Below are 19271 nucleotides of genomic sequence, written 5' to 3' on the forward strand. Positions count from 1 at the left end.
CGCGGGGATGGGCGGGCTTAGGCTCGGTTCGGGGCTGATGAACGCAGGTCATGCCGTCGAGGCCACGGGAGATGCGCGGCTCATCAACTGTCGAGTTCTGCACAGTTGACAGGTCGCGCCTGAGGGTCACGTCGCTAACCCCTGGCTTCCTTGGTCTTGCGGATCACATTGGCGCGAAATAGGTTACGTCAGATCGTTTGACGATGCTAGTCAGTTGGCTTAGGTAATTGCAGAACTGTGCTTTCCACTTTTCTGCAATTCGCGAACTTTTCCCTTAATCCCGAGACCATGCTTACACTGCAACTCTCAACCACTTCATTTGATATTGGGGAAACAATGAAAAAGAGCACAGCAGGTATCGCATTAGCCGCAGCAGCAGGGTTCACCGCACTGTCGGCAGCGCCCGCCATGGCAGTACACCTTCCATTTCCGAACTGCGACACCGCAGCGGCTGCCGGCGTATTCAACATTCCGGAAGATTCGCCCGCCTTCCAGCAGGGCTTGGACGCTGACAATGACGGCTTCGGGTGCGATGCGGCCGGCAATCCAGCGTTCAACCCCGCTCTCGTCGAAGTGCATGTAGAGCCCGCACCTCCGACGATTGTTCCCGCACCTCCGGCGCCGCCGGTTAACGATCAGCAGATGGGCACGATGCCTACAGGTGGCGCGGAGACCGGCGTAGCCCAAGAGACGGCACCTGACGTATCCGGAATTGCGCTTGGAGGCGGCCTGCTGCTAACGGCAGCTGCAGGCGGTGCGTACATCGTTCGGCGCCGCACAGTCAGTTAAATACCCGCAACGCAGAAAAGCGCCCCACCTCCTTTCGTGGGAGGTGGGGCGCTTCCGCCGTGGCCGTGAGTGAACGGAAGGCATTCCATTTCCAGTTTTGCTCCGGCCCATTTCCGGCGGCTGGTGCTGACGGATCACTGCGCAACGAAGGAACGCTAACCGCCATACTTTGGCACTTGCTGTTGCAGCCCGCCGCGAGCTTCACACCATAATCTGATTAGATATCGGCCTGATTCCAGGGCCGTCCGGGTGGCTCGGGCATCGTCTGAATGAGTTCATCAAAGCCCGCGGGCATGTGCTTGTCAGCCCAATCTCTCGCCGCTGACCACCAGTTATCCCACTTCTCCCAAGGCTGCACTCCCGGCCAATCATCCGGGCGGAAGACAAGAGCCCATGCCGGAATGGTCCCGTCCCACGGCTTCCCGTCGTCCAGGAGAACAACCTTCTGCCGGCGCCTCACCGGACCGCCGAAATATTCCGGACGCCCGAACGCCTCTGAGGTGTCCTGATGGCTTCCTGTTCATCCTCCAACGGGATCCTGAGCGAAGCCACAAGCTTCGCGAGGGTTACGCGCTGCTGACGGGCCTCCACCAAGGCGGGATGAGCCCGGACGCCCTGAGGGCTGACGTTGGTCACACCCTCATCCCTGACGATCCTTTCCAGCTCATCCAAAGCGTCCAATGTGCGGGCGGCTTCAAGCAGAATTGATAGCTCATGTTGGCCTAATTCATAGTCATCCGTGACGGATCGCCACAATTTGCGGCCTCCAGCCTTCAATCCGGATGGGGTCTTGTGCTCCATTACGTTGGTCCTTTCGGGGAAGTGGTGTTGTGGGAGGGGTGGAATAGGCCGATTCATCCAGCGTCGCGGGAATGTACCGCTATGCCGGAGGGAGCGGAGGAAGGCGGGGGTGGCAGGGACTGGGGCGTGGGGTGCCTTGTGGGCCGGTCGTGGTGACCGGCCCACGTTGGTTAGTCGGCGTTGGCTTGTGCGAGGTTGCGGGCCAGGTTGTCCAGTGCTGCCCTGTTGCCGGCGATACGTGCCGCTTGTCCGCCGTGTCCCCATTTCTCGGCTTCCAGGGCTTCGGCGTCGTACTGCACTGCTGCCTGTTCGAGTGACTGGAAGCGGGCGGCGACTTCCTGCACGCCTGTGGCCAGGCTGAGCTTTACGCCCATGAGCACGAGGTCCCAAGCTTCGGGGTTGGCGCCGCGTAGCCGGTTCTCCGTCCATTGCGTGAATGTCGGGTTCCCGATCACGAGGGCTTTGGAGTACGGGTTCTCCGTGAGGCTGGGAAGCATGTGATGGATGAGGCGCCAGACCGCGCACACCTTGGAGATGCGCTTGTTGGCGTCCATGATTTCCAGTGCCGCTTTCCCTGCGTGCAGGTTCATGCTGTCGGGTTCGAGGTAGGCGAGGGGTACGGCTCCCACGATGTCTTTCAACCGTTCGAGGGTGGCGGCGTCGGCGGCGAACATCTCGCCCAACTGGTTGTTGATGCCGGGTACGGCGTCCAGGAACACTGCCAGGACCTCTTGGTCCCGCTTGGCTTCGAGGGCTTCGGTGAGGCCGTGGAGGTTGGCGAGGTAGGCGCGTGTGACGAGTGCCTGCACGGTCTTGTCTGTGCCGGGGTCTTTGCCGGCGGTGAGTAGCTGAGTCACGGCGTCGGTGATTTCGTCGGGGCCGGGGGCTGTGATGGTCAGCGGTGCAGGCGTGGTGGCGGCGGCTTCGGGGATCTCAAAGCCCAAGTGCTTACTTTCTTGCCTCAGAATCATGATCGCGGTCCGCTGGTTCGAATTCATTGGGATGTGCATGGTGTTGCCTTTCGGTTTGGGGTTGCTTGTGGTTGCCGGGGCCTCCGGTGAGCCGGTCATTGCTCGTACACGCTGGCGTCGAAGAGTGCCCTGGTGTAGGTGCGGAGCGGATTTTCCGTGACCTTGTCGGGCATCCGTTCCTGCCCGTGGATTACCGGGCCGGTGATGGGTTCCTGCGGGGCTTCCGGCGCGGGTTCGTGCTCAGGCTCGTTGTTGCTAAACAAGGCCCTTGCGTAGGCGCGGGCACGCTCGGTTTCGTCCATCGGTGTTATTCCTTTTCTTCGGTGGTGGGAGTTTCAAACCAGCTATTCCAGCGGCGGAAGGTGGCGACGGTGATGCCGTCCTTGCCGCGGATGATCTTCAATACCGGGCCGGTGAAGGTGACCTCTTCGGGCTTCGCATCGAATGCGTGTGTTCCGTCTGGGGTGATGATCGTGATTGGCATGGGTGTTACTCCTGATCTGGGGTGGTGGATTCGAGCTTTGGTTGCGAGTTGCCTGCTGCGTCCACGAGGTCGTGGAGCTGGTCGGCGAGGGTCCGGGCTTCGGCGTGGGTCAGGTGGGCTTTGACGCTGCCGCCGTGCATGAGCCCGATGCCCGGCGTTTCGGTGCCGAAGTGGTCTTTCCACGTCCAGGAGCGGGCCTTGATGTAGGGGCGGGTCATTGAGTGGCCTTCTCTCGTGCGTCGTAGAGTTTCAGTCGGGCTTCTGCGGTGAGCGCTCGTGTCTGCCAGGTCCGCATTTCACGGTGGGCTTGGAGGGCTTTGGACTGGAACCGTTCGGCAAGGTGTTCGAGGTCGGCCTTGCATAGGCCCATGGCGTTGAGTGGTGGCGGCTCGATGTAGGTCATTTCAATGTTCCTAGCGGTGAGGGTGTCTCTAGGAAGGTAGGAAGTTTAGGGAGACTAGGAATATAGGAATAGATGGTGTTCCTAAACTTCCTAAAGTTCCTAGGTTCCTGACATGTAGGGGCAGGGTAGGAAGTTAGGAATGGAGGGTGTAGAACCATTTCCCCTGCCCTTCCCGTGATGCTGAGGTGCCGATATGGCGCATGGCCTCTTCGCTGGCGGTCTTCCCGAATCCGGCTTTCTTCAGGTGGTCCTTCACGTCAGCACTGAGGACGTCGCCGGGCTGGTCTGCCAGGTACTCCCGGATCACTTCCTCGGCTTGCTCGGATTTGGACGGCTTCCGGTCTGCGTTCAGCTCGTCACGCTTCCACTCGGCTAGTAGTTGGGCTATCGGCATCAAGGCGTCCTGTGGGCCTGTCAGGAGGGCCGTGGTGCCTGGGTCGTCGTCGGTCTGGGCTCTGACCTGTTCCACGGTGACGTTGAACTTCACGGCGTCCACGATCCCCGTCGTGTTGGCCTTGTCTGGTCCAACCCATAGGTGCTGGGCTCCGGTGTCCGTGAGTTGCGGACGGGCAGCAAATAGGACCATGCGGGCCTTTTGCCGTAATGCTGCGGTGCCGCCCATGAGGTCCCGAGTGTTGGTGGTGTCTGCCCGGTTGGTGTGCGTTACCAGGAGCACCGAGAGGTTGTGCCGGGTGGCCAGGGTCTTCCAGGGGTGGAGTGCCGCCCTAGCCTGTTGGGTGTCTCTGATGTTCAAATTTCCGGCAACGGTGTCCAGCCACGCATCCACCACGAGAAGCGCCGGCTTATCCGTCAGTTGATCCAGGAGCCCGTGAAGTAGGAGCATGTCCCCGCCGTCGCCTCCGGTGAAGATCGGTGTCCCTGAGCCGTCGTCTTCGGCGCAGAAGAAATGCACTCTGGAAACATCCGCGCCGGCTGTCTTCAATCTCGCCTCCACTTCGGCGGCTGAATCTTCGGTGACGATGACAACGACGTCGGCAGGCTTCCGTTTCGCCCAGTTGAACATCGGATAGGCCCGCCCTGTGGTGACAAGCGTTGCCATGAGCACCCATAGCAGGCTCTTGCCGATACCTTCGGCACCGACCAGGACTGTGATTTCCCGACGGGGAAGCCATCCCTTGCCGAGCCATTGCGTTGGCGGCGGTAACCGTAGCTCGGTGGTCCTTCGCAGGGCGAGGCCTTTCTTGCGCGGTTCAAGGGCCGTCACGGTGGCCCCGTGCTGGTAGCCGGGTGGCTCCCAGTCCCCTGCGTTGAGGGGTCGCGCCCATCCGGGCGTGGTGTCTGTCATTTAGGCTGCCTCCGCCATATGTCCTGGTGCCCAAGCGATCGGGCCGCCTCTGTAGTCGGTAATTCGTGTGGCCGCTGCTGCGGCCCGGTGTCTGCGTACGTCGATGCCACCGATCGCGGCACGGATCGTGTTGCGTATGTGCTGGTCCAGGTCCGGGATGCCGTCGAAGAGACAGTCACCGAACGGTTCCCGGCTCGGGGCCATCAAACTCGGTCACCGCCCCGCATTCCGAGGGTGTCCATAGCTGGGTGGGGCTTCGGGTCTGCTGCGATCTTGTCCAGGACGTGGCCGAGGTGTCGGTGGATCTTCTTCATCTCGGCGAGGGTGTATGCCTCTGAATTGCGCTCAAGGTTCGCGAAGAAAGTAACGCCTTCCTCGTCCTTATAGCGGGCGTCGATGTGGAAGCCGATGTCGTTGAGGCGGGAGCTGGGGCCGTCGTGGAGCCCGACGTGTCGGTAGTTCGGGTCTTCCTTCCAGATACTCCGCTGGCTGGTGGCCTGCGCTGCTGGCACAGCGGGAGTGGTTTCTGCGATACTGGGGGTAGTCTTCATGGCTGGTACTTCTTCCTATTCGTTGGGTTGGGTGCTGGTGGCGGCGGTTCCGGAATGTTCTTTGGCGAGAGATCCGGTGCCGTCGCTCTTTTTTGTTCTGGCCCTACACACTGGGCCGAGGTGGTAGTGCAGGCTGACGGGATTCCACAACGGCGCTTGGCACCTGTTGCACCTGCTTGTGAGCGCGAGGCCCACCGAAGCGGCGTAGACCTGAAGTTCCGCGATAACCGCGGCTGCTGGCCTACTCATCTTCAGCGCCTTTCAGATGCGGGTTCTTCGCACTCACTGCGGCGTCGTTCAGCAGGCCGGCGTGACTGGTGCCGTGCCAATACCCGGACTCCCACGCGGCGGCAATATCAGCCTGGGTAATCACGCGCTCACCTGCCGGTCGCCGGTCTGCTGGCGAGTCTGCGCATTCAACCACTCGTCAATGGCGGACTGGCGGTAACGAACGGCCTTGCCGCACTTGATGAACTTCGGGCCAATGCCTCGGTAACGCATTTGCGCAAGTGAGCCGGTCGTAGTTCCGAGGTACTCGGCTACTTGTTCCGGCCGGTGCAGTAAATCTTCCATGTCACCCTCCTCGATCGCTGGAAGATCTTTTTGATCTCCCATGAATCACAGTAAATGACGAGCCGTCACGGTGTCAAGTTTGACTTATCGACGATCATTTTGAGCTGTAGAGTACTTAGCATGGCTGAAAAAAAGATCGCACTGAGCGGCACTGGCGAGACAGTACGCCGAAACGTGAAGCGCCTTCGAGGCGGAATGCAGTACAAAGAGCTGGCAGAGCGGCTGGCTTACCTAGGGCGTCCCATTCCGACGCTCGGGCTGCGCCGTATTGAGGCGGGAGAACGGCGAGTAGACGTTGACGATCTCGCAGCGCTATCCATCGTGTTTGGTGTGTCTCCGCTAACGCTTCTCATGCCGGAAGACGGGAGCCGATTTACCAGCTCATTTGTAACAGGTGTCCCTGACAGGGAAATAGCACACAATGCGCAATGGCTATGGGGAACAGGCCAAGAACCGCTGGTCGTCCACATAACACAGCCGGAAAAGCTGCAAGGCGAGGTTGCCCTATTTCAGAATCGCTCAAGGCCTCTGATTGAACCCCGCGAGCAAGGCGACCTTGGAGACAGGCAATTAGACACCAACGGACGCGGGCTACTACGCGCTTTCGGCTTCGGTGACGTTGACGATAAGCAAGGTCTGGTATACGACGATGGCGACGATTGAGTCTTACGAGACCAGCGCAGGAAAGCGTTACCGGGTCCGATATCGGACGCCTGAGCGGAAACAAACGGACAAACGCGGTTTCAGAACCAAACGGGACGCCGAGAACTTCGCCGCAACCGTGGAAGTGTCCAAACTCAAAGGCGAGTACATCGACGTATCCGCAGCACGGGCAACCATCGGTCAACTTGGGCCGGAATGGCTGGCACGGCAAACGCACCTGAAACCCTCGTCATACCGCCCAGTAGAGGCCGCGTGGCGGAATCATGTTGAACCTGTCTGGAGTGCTAAAGCTGTGTCCGACATACGGAAGACCGCCGTGCAGCAGTGGCTTTCCCACATGACTACGGGTGACGGCGCAACAGTGAAAGCGAAGTCCGCAACGGTGGTTATCCGGGCGTATGGCGTGCTGGCGTCCATCCTGGATGGTGCCGTTGATGACCGGCGCATTCTGTCCAATCCGGCGCGGGGTGTGGACCTGCCCAGGAAGGGCCGGAAAGCACACATCTACCTTTCCCATGACCAAGTGCATGATCTGGCGGCAGAAGCGAAGCATGGAACGTTGGTCTTAGTGCTGGCCTATTGCGGTCTGCGCTGGGGTGAAGCTGTAGGCCTCAGAGTGAAGCATCTCGACATGTTGAAACGGCGCTTTCGGGTAGAAGAAAACGCGGTCGAGGTTGGCGGCAAGATCGAAGTAGGCACACCCAAAAATCATAAGAAGCGCTCCGTGCCGTTCCCTAGGTTCCTTACAGAACCGCTTGCCGTCCAATGCGAGGGCAAAGGGCGGGAGGATCTGGTGTTTCCCGGTGAGGACGGCGGCTATATGCGTTCCACGCGGGTGCAAGAGAACCGGGGTGGTTGGTTTACGGGTGCGGTAAAGCGTTCCGGGGTTCCCAGGATCACTCCTCATGATCTACGGCATACCGCGGCGAGCTTCGCAGTTTCCGCCGGCGCCAACGTCAAAGCGGTCCAACGGATGCTCGGTCACAGCTCAGCGGCAATGACTCTGGACATCTATGCGGACCTGTTCGATGAGGACTTGAACGCCGTTGCAGATGCGCTAGATCACGCTGTTTCAGCGGCAAGTGTGGGCAAATTGTGGGCACGGAGCTTATCCGAGCAAAACTAGAGGCCCCTACTTCCCAGTGTTTGCGGGAAGTAAGGGCCTTAGTTGCCTGTGGCAGATGAGGGATTCGAACCCCCGTAGGCGTTGCCAGCTGATTTACAGTCAGCCCCCTTTGGCCGCTCGGGTAATCTGCCGAACGTCTTCAAGTGAAGACCACCCGCCGCAAGGACGGGCAAGATCACTTTACAAAAGATTCGTCCCAGACACGAATCGTCATCGACTGCGCAGTAGATACCGCCGACACGGCTTTTGGCGGTAAGTGCTGCGCACTCGATGCCAGGACGGCACGTCGGTGCTGCGCACTCGATGCCAGGACGGCACGTCGGTGCTGCGCACTCGATGCCAGGACGGCACGCGCAGGTGCAACCCAGTAGGCTGGAGCGAGGAATTGAACCAACTTCAAGGAGGCACCGTGGCAAGCGAATCCACGTTCGACGTCGTGAGCAAAGTGGACAAGCAGGAGGTGGCCAACGCGCTGAATCAGGCGCAGAAGGAAATAGTGCAGCGCTACGACTTCAAGGGTGTCGGCGCGGAGGTCGACTTCAGCGGCGAGAAAATCCTCATGAAGGCCAACTCGGAGGAGCGTGTCCTCGCCGTGCTCGACGTGCTGCAGTCCAAGATGATCAAGCGCGGCATCTCCCTGAAGTCCCTCGACACGGGAGAGCCCTACGCCTCAGGTAAGGAATTCCGCCTGGAGACCGCGATCAAGGAGGGCATCGAGCAGGACATCGCCAAGAAGATCAACAAGCTCATCCGGGACGAGGGACCCAAGGGCGTGAAGTCCCAGATCCAGGGCGATGAACTGCGCGTCAGCTCCAAATCACGTGATGACCTCCAGGCCACCATGGCCCTGTTGAAGAACTTCGACGAGGCAGACCTCCAGTTCGTCAACATGCGCTGACCCGCACTCCCGCTTCGATCGGGCGACGAGAGGGCCCGCCGTCGTCGGCGCGAAACTCAGCCCAACGGCCGACCGGCCATCCCCTCGAGGCGCGCGATGCGCTGGTCCATGGGAGGGTGGCTTGCGAACAGCTTGCCCACACCGCCGCCCTCGAAGGGGTTGGCGATCATCAGGTGCGAGGTGTTGACGAGTCGCTGCTCCTGCGGAAGCGGCGCCCGCTGGGTGCCGGAGGCGAGTTTGCGCAGCGCCGAGGCAAGGGCCAATGGATCGTTGGTGAGTTTGGCACCGTCCTCGTCGGCATCGTACTCGCGCGTGCGGCCGATCGCCATCTGGATGAGGCCCGCGGCGACCGGGGCCAGGAACGCCAGCACCAGGGCGGCGATGGGATTGCCGCCCTGGTTCCGGTTCCCGCCGAACAGGCCCGCGAACGCGAACATCTGCGCCACCGACGTGATGACGCCGGCAACGGCGGCCGCAATGGAGCCCGTGAGGATGTCCCGGTTGTACACGTGCATGAGTTCATGTCCCAGGACGCCGCGGAGTTCGCGTTCGTCGAGCAGTTGGAGGATCCCCTGTGTGCAGCAGACCGCCGCGTGCTCGGGGTTGCGGCCCGTCGCGAACGCGTTGGGCGCCATCGTGGGTGAGACGTACAGGCGCGGCATCGGTTTGTTGGCCCGCGCGCTGAGCTCCCGCACAATCCGGTACATGGCCGGTGCCTGCTGCTCGGTCACCTCGACGGCCTTCATGCTGCGGATGGCGATCTTGTCGCTGTTCCAGTAGCTGTAGGCCACGGATCCCACGCCGATCAGCGCGAAGATCCAGAGGAAGGCGGAACTGCCCGTGGCACCGGCGATGACAGCGCCGAACAGGAGGAAAATCCCCATGAGGACGCCGAACAACAACGCCGTCTTGGCACCGTTGAGGTGATTGTGCACTGCAGCAACTCCTTTGAAAGTCGGCTCCCGAACCCAGCAGGGCCGTACTGGTTCAACGCCGCCGCGGGGCGCGCTGTTCCACAGATTCTACGGGCCGGGGCTCGGCGCGGGCCGGCAGCCTCAAGCTTCCGGGTGCCGCGAGTCGTACCGGGCAAAGCGTGGCTGCCAGCGTGAGAGGGCCAGCACCAGCACGATGCAGGCGAGCCCGCCGACGACGGCGGTCCACCCCTCCCCCAGCCAGGCCGCGTTCCCGCCGGCCACCACGTCACCCACCCGCGGGCCCCCCGCGACGACGACGATGAAGACCCCCTGCAGCCTGCCGCGCATCGCGTCGGGAGTTGCGGACTGCAGGATGGTGTTGCGGAAGACACTGCTGATCGAGTCGGCGATTCCGGCGAGGACGAGGCACAGGGCTGCGGGGAGAACCCAGGCGGACAGCTCCCCCTCCCCCGCCGCGGTCCCGCCGGACGAGCTCGCCATGACCACCACCAGGCCGAAGCCGCTGACCGAGGCGCCCCACCCGACGATCGACCAGATCACCGCCTGCCCCTGCTGATGGATGCGCCCGAGCGGACCGGAGAACAGGCCCGCCAGCACCGCCCCGAAAGCGGCCGAGGCGAACAGGATACCGACCGTCAGCTCACCGCCGCCGATCAGTACGGCCCCCACCGCAGGCAACAGGACGCGCGGCTGGGCCAGGATCATGGCGGCCAGATCCACGATGAACGTCATGCGGATATTCGGCCGGGTTCCGAGGAAGCGGAAGCCCTCGAGGACCGTCGCGAGCCCTGCGCGACGGGTGGGCCCTTCCGGCGGAAGGGGCGGCAGCCGGTAGACCGCCCACAGCGCGAAGGTGAAGGTCACGACGTCGATGGTGTAGGTCCAGGCATAGCCCACCTGCGCCACCAGCACGCCCGCGAGCAGCGGGCCGATGGTGAAGGCCAGGCCGAAGGTGATCATGCTGAGGGCGTTGGCCGCCGGAAGGAGTTCCGGCCGGACCAGCCGCGGGATGATCGAGCTGCGGGTGGGCTGGTTGATGCCTGCGGCACCCGAATGGACGGCAATGAGGCAGTAGAGCAGCCAGACGTTGTCGAGGCCCAGCCACGCCTGCGCAGCGATGGCCATGGACGTTATCCAGAGGGCGATTCCCGATGCCAGAGCCACTTTGCGGCGATCCTGCGCATCGGCGATTGCTCCGCCGTACAGACCGGCGATCACGAGCGGCACGAGGGCGAACAGGCTGAGGAGGCCGACGCTCAACGTCGATTCCGTCAAGGAATAGACCTGGAGACTGACGGCGATCAGGGTGAGCTGGGTTCCGATGGCCGAGAGCGCCGTGCCGATGTAGAGCCGGCGGAATGCGGGGCTCTCCCGCAGCGGCGTGATGTCAGCAAGGAGTCGGGGCACCGGGAAAGTGTATCCGGAGTTTGGTTCACGGCGGCAACGAACTCACCCGGGGGAAGTGCTCCTCAGGCTTCCAGCTCGCCCGCCGCAATGGCCTTGTGGATTTCCTCCAGGACCCGCTTGTCGCCGATGGGCCGGAAGTGGCCCATCGTGTCGAGTTGCACGTTGCGGGCTCCCTCCAGGTAGCTGCCGCCCGGAATGTGCGGGTCGAACCTGCCGTAGATCGACGTGATGCGGGCGTTGTTCTCGATATTCGCGCGCAGCAGCTGAAGCGTACGGTTGCCCGGCGCAAAGGCCCGGATGCTCGGAAGCACGAAGAAATTCGCGTAGATCGAGCCGGAGAACGGAGTGTTCACGGTGACCAGCCGGTTCACGCGTCCTGCCTGGTGAGGCATGGTCAGCAAAAACTTCCCGATCAGCCCGCCTTTGCTGTGGGCGACGACCACCACGTTCTCAAGGCCCTGCTGTTCGAGATATCGACCCACGAGGACTGCCATATCCTCGACCGTTCCCAGGTTGTAGCCGAGCTGCCGCACCACGTGGATGGGGTGGCCTGCAGCATGCAGATGGTCCGCAACGGGACGCATGAACTGCCAGGTCTCGTAGATTCCCGGGATCAGCAGGACGGGCAGCCGGTGCACGTGAGCCTTCTCCGGGTCGGTGGTCAGGTAGCGTGCGGGATCGGCCCGAAAGAGAAAGCCATGCACCTGCCAGAAGCCCACGTAGGCGTAGTCGAGTGCCCAGGCCCAGCCGCGCTTCACGAGATTCACCCTTTCACCGTACCGATATTCTTCACAGCCGGGGCGGCGACTTCGAGCACGACGGCCCATGGACACGAACGTTGCCCCGAGCCGCACGCGCCGCACTCACTCCCGGTTTCACGCGCGAGACACTCGCGGGTGTCGTGGCCTGCGGTTAGGCTGAAGTGACTCCTTCCTCACAGGGGGCTTCGTGTCAGACATTCGGGTGATCCAAAGGCCGCGGCCGACGGCGATCCGGGCGGCCGGACTTTTCGACGGGCAGTCGTTCCGGCAAGCCTCCGTGGTAATCCTCGACGGACCACTCATCGCGTCGGTGGGGACCGGAGAATACATTCCGGAGTATGCAGACCCGCTCGATCTGGGGCCGGTGACCCTGCTCCCCGGCCTCATCGACACCCATACCCATCTGGCCTTTGATGCCGGCGCCGACCCGGTGGGCACACTGGCTGCCCGGACGGATGCCGAGGTCGTCGTCGCAATGCGCCGTGCCGGGCACGCCGCGTTGGCGGGCGGCGTCACCACCCTGCGGGATCTGGGCGACCTCGACTATCTGTCCCTGCAGCTGCGCGGTTCCCGCGGCTTTCCGACACTGGTGGCGGCCGGACCTCCCATCACCTCCGTCGCCGGGCACTGCCACTTCCTGGGCGGCACCGCGTCCCCGGGAGAACAGAGCCTGCGGGCAGCCGTCCGTGAGCACGCCGACCATGGCGTGGACGTCATCAAGATCATGGCCACCGGAGGAAATCTGACGCCGGGAAGCAGGCAGGAGTCAGCGCAGTTCAGCGCCGCAGAGATACGTGCCGCCGTTGACGAGGCCCACCGGGCCGGACTACCTGTCACGGCGCATGCCCACGGCACGCCCGGCATAGCGAATGCCATTACTGCCGGCGTTGACGGAATGGAACACGTCAGTTTCTGGTCAGCAACGGGCGTCGACGAGCCCGGGGACTTCATCCACAGAATAATCAGCCAACGGATCGTCGTTGGAGCAACGGTGGGGATACGCCCCGTGGAAGGGCTCCGTCCGCCGGACGCTGTCCTGCGACGGCTGCCGTTCATCGAGGCCAACCTGCGGCGGATGTACGAAGCCGGTGCCGTTCTGGCCGCTGGAACCGATGGCGGGATCGCCCCGACGAAACCCCACGATGTCGTCCGGTACGCGCTGCCCCAGCTCATGGATGCGGGCATGGGTGCCGCCGAAGCCCTTCAAATGATCACCTCCGCGGCGGCAGCAACCTGCGGGCTCTCGACGTCCAAGGGGCGGATCGAAGCCGGTTACGACGCGGACCTGTTGGCGGTTCGGGGAAACCCGCTCGAGGACCCGGCAAGCATCCATGACATCGCGGCAGTCTTCAGCCGGGGAACCAGGGTCTGCTGAGGCCGAGGGGGCAGCAATACCGGGGACGGCGCGGAGCCTTATTATGATTTATTCAAAATAAGTGGTTGACTCGGGCCATGACCACGGGAACGCACCGCTCCGATGCCCTCGAGGCTCAGTGGTCACGCGCGCTGCACTCCCTGGGGCGGCGCGTCACCCGGCAGAGGCTGGCAGTCCTCGCCGCCGTCGAGCATTCCCCGCATTCCACCGCCGACGATGCTGCAGCCGCGGTGCGCGCTGAGCTGCCGCACATCACCGTGCAGTCCGTCTATGTGGTCCTCGCGGACCTGACCGACGCGGGACTGCTGCGCCGCATCGAGACGCCGCACTCCCCCGCGCGCTATGAGACGCGGGTCGGGGACAACCACCACCACGCGGTGTGCACAGGGTGCGGGCGCATCGAGGACGTCGACTGCGCCGTGGGCCACGCCCCGTGCCTCACCCCCTCCTGGGCCCCGGGGTCAGGGCGCATGACCATCCAGATCGCGGAAGTGATGTACCAGGGCCTGTGCGACGACTGCCGCGACATCCCCGCACAATCCACCGACCACTCAACAGATTCACCACAGAAGGAGCACCATGAACGCTAATTTCAGCACGACGCAGTCCGGGGCGCCGGTCATCGATGACGGCCATTCCTCGGTTATGGGCCGCGACGGAGCCATTCCGCTGACCGACCACTACCTCATCGAGAAGCTGGCCCAGTTCAACCGCGAGCGCGTCCCCGAGCGTGTGGTCCACGCCAAGGGCGGCGGTGCCTTCGGTGTCTTCGAGACCACCGAGGACGTCAGTATGTTCACCAAGGCGGCCCTCTTCCAGCAGGGCGCCACCACCGAGACGCTGCTGCGGTTCTCCTCTGTGGCCGGCGAGCAGGGCTCCCCCGACACGTGGCGCGACCCCCGCGGCTTTGCGCTGAAGTTCTACACCCCCGAGGGCAACTACGACCTCGTGGGAAACAACACGCCCGTCTTCTTCATCCGCGACGGCATCAAGTTTCCCGACTTCATCCACTCGCAGAAGCGCCTTCCCGGCACCAACCTGCGCGACGCCGACATGCAGTGGGATTTCTGGACGCTCAGCCCGGAGTCCGCCCACCAGGTCACCTGGCTCATGGGCGACCGCGGCCTCCCCAACTCCTGGCGCACCATGAACGGCTATGGATCCCATACCTACATGTGGATCAACGAGGCCGGTGAGAAGTTCTGGGTCAAATACCATTTCAAGTCCAACCAAGGCCACGAAGTGCTGTCCGTCGACGAGGCCGAGGCCCTGGCCGGCTCTGACGCCGACCACCACCTGCGGGACCTTTCCGAGAACATCGCCAAAGGTAACCACCCGAGCTGGGACCTGAAGGTCCAGATCATGCCCTACCACGACGCCAAGGACTACCGCTTCAATCCCTTCGACCTCACCAAGGTCTGGCCGCAGGCCGACTACCCGCTGATCCCGGTCGGCAAGCTCACACTGAACCGCAATCCAGAGAACTACTTCTCGCAGATCGAGACCGCAATCCAGAGAACTACTTCTCGCAGATCGAGCAGGCGACGTTCGCGCCGTCGAACTTTGTTCCCGGCATCGCGGCGAGCCCCGACCGCATGCTGCAGGCCCGGATCTTCTCCTACGCCGACGCGCACCGCTACCGGGTGGGAACCAACCATGCGCAGCTCCCGGTGAACATGCCGAAGAACGAGGTCCGCAACTACTCGAAGGACGGCTCCGGCAGGTACCACTTCAACTCCGCGGCCACCCCTGTCTACGCCCCGAACTCCGTCGGCGGTCCCGCCGCTGATCCCGCACAGTACGGTGCGCACGGCGGCTGGGAGAACGACGGCGACCTCGTCTACGCCGCGCACTCGCTGCACGCGGAGGACGACGACTTCGGCCAGGCCGGCACGCTGTACCGCGAGGTCTTCGACGACGCCGAGCGCGCGCGTTTCCTCGAGACGATCACCGGAGCGGTGGGCGGCGTCGTCAGCGGCGATATCCGTGAGCGCGCCATCGCGTACTGGACCAGCGTCGATGAGACCCTGGGTGCCAAGCTCCGCGCGAATCTCGGCACGGCATCCGCATCCGCATCCGAAGCGGCACTGTATTAGGCCCTACCCCGCATAGCCCCGCCGGGCGAGCGCTTACGGAGAGGCAGGACGGACCTGGTCCGCCCTGCCTCTTCTGCAAGGAGCGCGGCGCTGGCGGGATCACACCTGCTGGAGCTCGGCGTCCGCGATGAGGTGTTCCACGCGGTGTCGCTGCCGTGTGGGCAGGAGTGCGAGGTACTGCGGGTTCTCGGCCAGGAATTCACGGACCTGCGGACAGTACGGCGCGACGGCAAGACGGCGCCGGTGCGCGTTGAGGAGGACATGCTGGATCAACAGCGGTTCCACCTCCATCCGCCGGAAGCGCGGGTCCACGACGGCCTGCAGGAGCAGGACGTTCCCGCCATGCATCTCGTACTTGACGTATCCAGCCATCCTCCCGTCGGAGAAGAGTTCGAATCGGGAGAACAGCGGGTTGTCGCGGAAGGTCCCTCGCAGTTGCGACTGTGGAACGCGTGTCTCGGCGATGGTTTCCCGGCGTTCGAGCTCCTCGACGAGGGCTTCGTACTGCTCCCTGGACTCCATCGGCGGGTAGTTGCGGTCCAGAAGTCGATAGACCTGATTGCAGAGCACGCGCAGCTCGCGGGTGGTGATCACCGAGAGATCCACCGGAAATCCCGTCTCATCGAGGTGCGGATCGATGCTGGAGGGGTGGCCCGACGGCCCGACGAACGGCGGCGGACTCTCCTGCACAACGGGCGAATGTAGCCGGTCAAGTACTAGGGGATCATTTTCCATGGCTGACTCCACGATGGTGGTTCCCATGGCCCTCTGCTAATGGTGGTTCCCATGGCCCTCTGCTAGGCCGGTTCCGAAAGCATAGTTCACCCCGGTTGAAAGAGAAACCCAGCAGGCTGACTAATTTTCGATGGCCCGTGGAGCCCGAGGGCCCGCGGATTTTCAGCCGGAGATTTCCTGCTGAACGAGGCCCGCAAGGGACCGCAAGCGTTGTTCGTCCTGCTCGGAAAAACCGCGGGGTTTGTCGTCGATGACGCAGAGCGTGCCGATCCGCCAGCCACCCGGCCCGGTCAGCGGGCACCCGGCGTAGAAGCGTATCCGCGGGAGGTCCTGCACCAGCGGATTGTTCCGGAATCGTTCGTCGTGGAGGGCGTCGGTGACCACCAGGGCATCGGCCGAGCGGATGGTCTGATTGCAGAAGGAGACGTCCCGCGGCAGGTCCTGCCCGATCGGGCCGTTGACCGACTTGATGATCTGCCGGTCCTGTCCGATGAGCGCGATCGACGCCGAGCTCACGGCGAACTCCTGCCGGGCGCGCCGGGTGATCCTGTCGAACCGTTCCTCGCGGAGGGTGCCGAGCAGCCCGGTGCTGTGCAGCGATTCGAGCCGGCGGGCTTCTGCCCTCTGACGGCCGGGGCGGGATCCGGGACCCGTGACCGGGTCCGCGGCGACCAGCCTCTCCAGGTCCCGATCGGACAGCCTGTCGAACCGGCTTCCTGAGTAGCCCGCCGCAGTGGACACGTCCCCGTTGCTGTAGGGCGCGGGACGGAAGGGCTCGCTCCGCCCGTCGAGCAGTTCATTGACGGTGTGGGCGACAATGTCCCGCTCGACCCGGGGCAGGAGCAGCAGGCCGTGGAGATACGCCTCGACGTCGGCGATGTCGCAGGTACCGCCGGTGTCGAGATACGCCATCCATAGATCACCGACTCGAAGCCCGGCGTCTGCGACGGTCCCGAGCGTGAGCCATTGCTGCAGGTATCCGTCCATCCCTGTCATTCCTCAGGCCTCCACTCCGCGCACCACACCCGACACCTCTACGGTACATTTTCCGGCGCTCTCCGGACGGACACAAAATGGCGTGCCGTCTGCGCCGGTCCTTGCTAAGCTCCCGGTGCTGATAGTGCCCTCCTGACACCCTGATACCGTTCCTGGAAGCTGAACGCCGCCCGGCGCGAATGCCGACCACAAGCACCCGGAGGACCACGTGCGCGCAGTCTATTTCGACAGGTACTCCCAGCGCCCGGCGATCCGGACCGTGGCGGACCCGGTGCCCGGTCCGGACGGTGTCGTCGTGCGCGTTGAGACCACAGGACTGTGCCGGAGCGATGTCCACGGCTGGCTGGGGCACGACTCGGGAATTGCGCTCCCCCACGTTCCCGGACATGAGCTGGTGGGAACCATCGCCGCCCTCGGTCCCCGCGTACAGCGTTTCGCCGAGGGGCAGCGCGTCACCGTGCCGTTCGTCTGCGCATGCGGACAATGTCCTGAGTGCCGCTCGGGCAACGGACAGGTCTGCCGGAACCAGACCCAGCCCGGCTTCACCCACTGGGGCTCCTACGCCGAGCTGGTAGCCCTCCACGACGCGGACACCAATCTCATTGCCGTCCCCGACGACCTCGACAGCGGAGCCGCGGCGCTCCTCGGGTGTCGTTTCGCCACTGCCTACCGGGGCCTCGCCCACCAGGCGCAGCTCCAGCGAGGCGAGTCACTCCTGGTGATCGGCTGCGGAGGCGTCGGGCTGAGTGCGGTGATGATCGGCGTCGCGCTGGGAGCAACCGTCACCGCCGTCGACATCGACGACTTCACCCTGGACCGTGCGCGCCGGCTGGGAGCCTCGCGCGTGATCAACTCCTCCGGGCTGGGCCAGACGGAGCTGCTCGGCTCGATCGAGGCCCTGGTTCCGCAGGGCGTGCAGGTCTCGGTCGACGCCCTGGGGCTCGCGGAGACTGCAGCTGCCGGCATCCTGTCCCTTCTTCCCCGGGGACGCCATGTCCAGATCGGACTGTTCTCGTCCGACCCGGTGCTGCCGATGTCAGCTGTGATCGCCAGGGAGCTGACGGTGCTGGGGAGCCATGGGATGCCCGCCGGGGACTATCCTGCCCTGCTTGCCCTGGTCGCTTCGGGAGCGCTGCGCCCCGAAACGCTGATCGAGCGCAGAATCACCCTGGACGAGGCACCCGAGGCACTCGTGGCGATGGCCTCGGGGCGCAACCCCGCGGGCGTGACCGTCATCGATATCCTCCCGCCCACCCGGGTCAGGTCCTCACGAGCGCCGGTTCCGGTTCCCTTTCGGTCCGGGTGAGTCTGGCACCCTCGACGTCGACGTCGGGCAGGATCCGGCCGAGCCATGCCGGCAGCCACCATGCCTTCCTGCCGAGCAGGTACATCGCCGCCGGGACGAGGGTCATCCGCACCACGAAGGCATCCACCAGCACTCCGAACGCCAGTCCGAAGCCGATCGGGCGGACCATCGCCAGGTGGGAGAACACGAAGCCGGTGAAGACGGCGACCATGATGATCGCCGCTGCGGTGACCACCCGGGCGCCGTGGCTGAAACCGATACGCACCGCTGCCCGCGGATCGTCCCCGTGCACGAAGGCTTCCCGCATTCCGGACACCAGGAACATCTGGTAGTCCATCGCCAGCCCGAACAGGACGCCGATCAGGATGATGGGCAGGAAGCTGAGGATGGGACCCGGGTTCGTCACCCCGAAGAAGTCCCCCAACCAGCCCCACTGGTAGATGGCCACCGTCGCGCCGAAGCTTGCCAGCAGCGAGAGCAGGAAGCCTGCGGTGGCGATCAGCGGCACCAGGACCGAACGGAAGACCAGCAGCAGCAGGATCAGTGACAGGCCGACGACGATGCCCAGGTACAGCGGCATGGCCTCCATGAGCTTCGCCGAGACGTCGATGTTCGCGGCGGTCTGCCCGGTCACCGAGATTGCCACCCCGGTGTCGGCTTCGACGTCCGCCGAGGAGTTCCTCAGGTCCCGCACGAGGTTCTCGGTGGTTTCACTGGCCGGACCCTCCTCGGGCAGGACCTGGAAGATCGCGGTCCGCCCGTTGTCGCTGACCGTCGCCGGGATCGAGGCGGCGACGTCGGGAATGGCCGCCAGGCGGTCGTTGACCTCCAGCTGCAGTTCGGTCAGTTCGGCCTCGTCGGCTGTTTCAGGCAGGGATCCGACGACGATCAGCGGCCCGTTGGTTCCCTCCCCGAACTTCTCCCCTACGGTGCTGTAGGCCTGGAAGGCAGTGGAATCGGCGGGCTCGGTGCCGCCGTCGGGCAGGCCGACCCGGAGCTGTGCTGCCGGGATCGCGAGAACACCGAGGAGGACGACGCCGGCGATCAGCGTGAGGACCGGTTTCCGGGTGACGAACCCACCCCAGCCGCGGCCTT

Annotated in this window: 23 protein-coding genes, 1 tRNA gene and 1 pseudogene; 8 read left to right on the forward strand and 17 right to left on the reverse strand. The window is 63.9% G+C overall.

Annotation, left to right across the window (positions count from 1 at the left end; all coding sequences use genetic code 11):
- Positions 1 to 237 precede the first annotated feature (237 nt).
- Positions 238 to 789, forward strand: coding sequence for an excalibur calcium-binding domain-containing protein (locus tag Y704_RS0102940; protein ID WP_081747378.1), 552 nt, complete (start codon positions 238 to 240; stop codon positions 787 to 789).
- 456 nt (positions 790 to 1245) lie between these two features.
- On the opposite strand, the gene Y704_RS0102950 is transcribed toward Y704_RS0102940, so the two are convergent.
- The 10 genes from Y704_RS0102950 to Y704_RS0103000 all read right to left on the reverse strand — a co-directional run bounded on the left by Y704_RS0102950 (position 1246) and on the right by Y704_RS0103000 (position 5920).
- Positions 1246 to 1590 (reverse strand): terminase, encoded by a 345-nt coding sequence (locus Y704_RS0102950; protein WP_026548994.1) that lies wholly within the window; start codon positions 1588 to 1590, stop codon positions 1246 to 1248.
- Between the two features lie 170 nt (positions 1591 to 1760).
- On the reverse strand, positions 1761 to 2534 hold the full coding sequence (locus Y704_RS0102955) for a hypothetical protein (RefSeq protein ID WP_155850189.1): 774 nt from the start codon (positions 2532 to 2534) through the stop codon (positions 1761 to 1763).
- A 122-nt stretch (positions 2535 to 2656) separates the two neighbouring features.
- On the reverse strand, positions 2657 to 2863 hold the full coding sequence (locus Y704_RS0102960) for a hypothetical protein (RefSeq protein WP_026548996.1): 207 nt from the start codon (positions 2861 to 2863) through the stop codon (positions 2657 to 2659).
- Between the two features lie 5 nt (positions 2864 to 2868).
- On the reverse strand, positions 2869 to 3045 hold the full coding sequence (locus Y704_RS23855; RefSeq protein WP_155850190.1) for a hypothetical protein: 177 nt from the start codon (positions 3043 to 3045) through the stop codon (positions 2869 to 2871).
- A 5-nt stretch (positions 3046 to 3050) separates the two neighbouring features.
- A complete protein-coding gene (locus Y704_RS0102970) occupies positions 3051 to 3263 on the reverse strand; it encodes a hypothetical protein (RefSeq protein WP_026548997.1) in 213 nt (70 codons plus the stop codon).
- On the reverse strand, positions 3260 to 3448 hold the full coding sequence (locus tag Y704_RS0102975; RefSeq protein WP_026548998.1) for a hypothetical protein: 189 nt from the start codon (positions 3446 to 3448) through the stop codon (positions 3260 to 3262). Before Y704_RS0102975 ends, Y704_RS0102970 begins: the two co-directional genes overlap by 4 nt.
- A gap of 133 nt (positions 3449 to 3581) precedes the next feature.
- Positions 3582 to 4754 (reverse strand): AAA family ATPase, encoded by a 1173-nt coding sequence (locus Y704_RS18620; RefSeq protein ID WP_051476636.1) that lies wholly within the window; start codon positions 4752 to 4754, stop codon positions 3582 to 3584.
- Positions 4755 to 4957: 203 nt separating this feature from the next.
- On the reverse strand, positions 4958 to 5305 hold the full coding sequence (locus Y704_RS0102990; RefSeq protein WP_026549000.1) for a hypothetical protein: 348 nt from the start codon (positions 5303 to 5305) through the stop codon (positions 4958 to 4960).
- A gap of 241 nt (positions 5306 to 5546) precedes the next feature.
- Complete coding sequence (locus Y704_RS25535) at positions 5547 to 5678, reverse strand: hypothetical protein (RefSeq protein ID WP_275451051.1); 132 nt, start codon at positions 5676 to 5678, stop codon at positions 5547 to 5549.
- Positions 5675 to 5920, reverse strand: a complete 246-nt coding sequence (locus tag Y704_RS0103000) for a helix-turn-helix transcriptional regulator (RefSeq protein ID WP_253904214.1) — start codon at positions 5918 to 5920, stop codon at positions 5675 to 5677. The genes Y704_RS25535 and Y704_RS0103000 overlap by 4 nt, the downstream gene beginning before the upstream one ends.
- Positions 5921 to 5998: 78 nt before the next feature.
- Between Y704_RS0103000 and Y704_RS23860 the strand changes: the two genes are divergently transcribed.
- A complete protein-coding gene (locus Y704_RS23860) occupies positions 5999 to 6541 on the forward strand; it encodes a helix-turn-helix domain-containing protein (RefSeq protein ID WP_155850191.1) in 543 nt (180 codons plus the stop codon).
- Complete coding sequence (locus Y704_RS0103010; RefSeq protein ID WP_026549002.1) at positions 6528 to 7667, forward strand: tyrosine-type recombinase/integrase; 1140 nt, start codon at positions 6528 to 6530, stop codon at positions 7665 to 7667. Before Y704_RS23860 ends, Y704_RS0103010 begins: the two co-directional genes overlap by 14 nt.
- 49 nt (positions 7668 to 7716) lie before the next feature.
- On the opposite strand, the gene Y704_RS0103015 is transcribed toward Y704_RS0103010, so the two are convergent.
- Positions 7717 to 7798 (reverse strand) — tRNA-Tyr (locus Y704_RS0103015).
- A 278-nt stretch (positions 7799 to 8076) separates the two neighbouring features.
- On the opposite strand from Y704_RS0103015, the gene Y704_RS0103020 reads away from it, so the two are divergent.
- On the forward strand, positions 8077 to 8565 hold the full coding sequence (locus tag Y704_RS0103020) for a YajQ family cyclic di-GMP-binding protein (RefSeq protein ID WP_026549003.1): 489 nt from the start codon (positions 8077 to 8079) through the stop codon (positions 8563 to 8565).
- Positions 8566 to 8621: 56 nt separating this feature from the next.
- Here Y704_RS0103020 and htpX read toward each other — a convergent pair whose 3' ends face one another.
- The 3 genes from htpX to Y704_RS0103035 form a co-directional block, all read right to left on the reverse strand.
- The gene (gene htpX / locus Y704_RS0103025; protein WP_026549004.1) at positions 8622 to 9500 is read right to left on the reverse strand and encodes a zinc metalloprotease HtpX; all 879 of its coding nucleotides are present in this window, start codon (positions 9498 to 9500) and stop codon (positions 8622 to 8624) included.
- 120 nt (positions 9501 to 9620) lie between these two features.
- Complete coding sequence (locus tag Y704_RS0103030; RefSeq protein ID WP_026549005.1) at positions 9621 to 10907, reverse strand: MFS transporter; 1287 nt, start codon at positions 10905 to 10907, stop codon at positions 9621 to 9623.
- Positions 10908 to 10969: 62 nt separating this feature from the next.
- Positions 10970 to 11674, reverse strand: a complete 705-nt coding sequence (locus Y704_RS0103035; RefSeq protein ID WP_026549006.1) for an esterase/lipase family protein — start codon at positions 11672 to 11674, stop codon at positions 10970 to 10972.
- A gap of 181 nt (positions 11675 to 11855) precedes the next feature.
- On the opposite strand from Y704_RS0103035, the gene Y704_RS0103040 reads away from it, so the two are divergent.
- The 3 genes and pseudogenes from Y704_RS0103040 to Y704_RS18635 all read left to right on the forward strand — a co-directional run bounded on the left by Y704_RS0103040 (position 11856) and on the right by Y704_RS18635 (position 15139).
- Positions 11856 to 13043: an amidohydrolase family protein gene (locus Y704_RS0103040; RefSeq protein ID WP_216698945.1), complete on the forward strand. Its 1188-nt coding sequence runs from the start codon at positions 11856 to 11858 to the stop codon at positions 13041 to 13043.
- Between the two features lie 77 nt (positions 13044 to 13120).
- The gene (locus tag Y704_RS18630; RefSeq protein WP_035771406.1) at positions 13121 to 13633 is read left to right on the forward strand and encodes a Fur family transcriptional regulator; all 513 of its coding nucleotides are present in this window, start codon (positions 13121 to 13123) and stop codon (positions 13631 to 13633) included.
- Positions 13623 to 15139, forward strand: a pseudogene (locus Y704_RS18635) (catalase). Before Y704_RS18630 ends, Y704_RS18635 begins: the two are co-directional and overlap by 11 nt.
- Before the next feature lie 99 nt (positions 15140 to 15238).
- On the opposite strand, the gene Y704_RS22590 reads toward Y704_RS18635, so the two are convergent.
- Together Y704_RS22590 and Y704_RS22595 are read right to left on the reverse strand one after the other, a co-directional pair.
- Complete coding sequence (locus Y704_RS22590) at positions 15239 to 15901, reverse strand: GNAT family N-acetyltransferase (protein WP_051476638.1); 663 nt, start codon at positions 15899 to 15901, stop codon at positions 15239 to 15241.
- 135 nt (positions 15902 to 16036) lie between these two features.
- Positions 16037 to 16861 (reverse strand): GAF domain-containing protein, encoded by an 825-nt coding sequence (locus Y704_RS22595; protein ID WP_051476639.1) that lies wholly within the window; start codon positions 16859 to 16861, stop codon positions 16037 to 16039.
- A gap of 217 nt (positions 16862 to 17078) precedes the next feature.
- On the opposite strand from Y704_RS22595, the gene Y704_RS18650 reads away from it, so the two are divergent.
- Positions 17079 to 18176: a zinc-dependent alcohol dehydrogenase family protein gene (locus Y704_RS18650; RefSeq protein ID WP_051476640.1), complete on the forward strand. Its 1098-nt coding sequence runs from the start codon at positions 17079 to 17081 to the stop codon at positions 18174 to 18176.
- Here Y704_RS18650 and Y704_RS18655 read toward each other — a convergent pair.
- The coding region (locus tag Y704_RS18655; RefSeq protein WP_155850198.1) for an MMPL family transporter at positions 18130 to 19271 on the reverse strand (1142 nt) is incomplete at its 5' end. The genes Y704_RS18650 and Y704_RS18655 overlap by 47 nt on opposite strands.

It is taken from the genome of Arthrobacter sp. Br18, from assembly GCF_000520555.1.
Taxonomy (GTDB): Bacteria; Actinomycetota; Actinomycetes; order Actinomycetales; family Micrococcaceae; genus Arthrobacter_D.